The sequence below is a fragment of the Jiangella rhizosphaerae genome, assembly GCF_003579925.1.
Lineage (GTDB): Bacteria > Actinomycetota > Actinomycetes > Jiangellales > Jiangellaceae > Jiangella > Jiangella rhizosphaerae.
Window position 1 is genome coordinate 1 of sequence record NZ_QUAL01000216.1, and the last position, 930, is coordinate 930.

Here is a 930-nt window from a genome sequence, read left to right on the forward strand (position 1 = left end):
CCCGTCCCGCGGGACGGCCGCCGCGCTCACCGTCGCACCCCGCGGGCGAGCAACCGCAGCCTGGCCAGGCTGAGCGCGAGCGCCGCCGGGTCGGCCGCGCTGACGGGCACGCCGGCCGCCTCGAGCGTGCGCATCCGCTCCTGACGCTCGGCCAGCACGAGCCGGGCGGCGAGCGTGGTGGCGACGTCGGCGGCATCGAGGACCAGCGGCGCCGGCAGCACGTCCACCGCGAGCACCGGGTGGCCGCGGCGCCGCCACGTGACCGCGAGTGCCCCCGGCGCGTCGTCCAGGAAGACCGAGGTGACGACGACGATCGCGCCAGGTGGCAGCCGCGGGGCGTGCCGAGGCGCCGGCTGCGCGTCGCCGGAGCCTGGCCGCCGGGTGTGCCGGGCGAGGTGCGTGCGCAGCCGCAGCAGGTGCCGGCGGCCGCTGCCCAGGTGCACGGGGTCGAGCGGGCGGGCGAGGTCGAGAACGCCGACACGGTCGCCGTGCTCGATGTAGGCGGCGGCGAGCGAGGCGACGGTGTCGACGGCGACGTCGATGCTGGTGCGGCCCGGCCGCGTCTCGTGATCGCCGAGCTCCAGCCAGGCCGCGACGTCGGCCGGCAGGTCGTAGCGGTTGTCCAGGCAGCAGACGACGTCCGCGTCGGCGTCGACCAGCGTGTGCCGGGTGTAGAGGGTCTCGCGCGGGCCGGCCTGGCGCGCCGTCACCCGCCAGTCGATGCGCCGCAGCCGGTCGCCGGGTTGGAATGGCGACACGTCGTGCAGCTCCGTGCCGTCGCCGGGACGGCGTGTTCGGTGCGCGCCGACCATGCCCGCCGGTCGCGGCGGCAGCGGTCCGGGCGGCAGCGCGGCCGTCACCGCGGGCAGCACCTGTGCGGTGTACGGCGCGCCCGCGACCGGGCCGGCGACCAGCAGGCCGTCGGCGGCG

General features: G+C 78.5%; 1 protein-coding gene. It reads right to left on the reverse strand.

What is annotated here, in order from left to right:
* Positions 1 to 26: 26 nt before the first annotated feature.
* The coding region (locus DY240_RS22525) for a DUF58 domain-containing protein (protein ID WP_119662062.1) at positions 27 to 930 on the reverse strand (904 nt) is incomplete at its 5' end.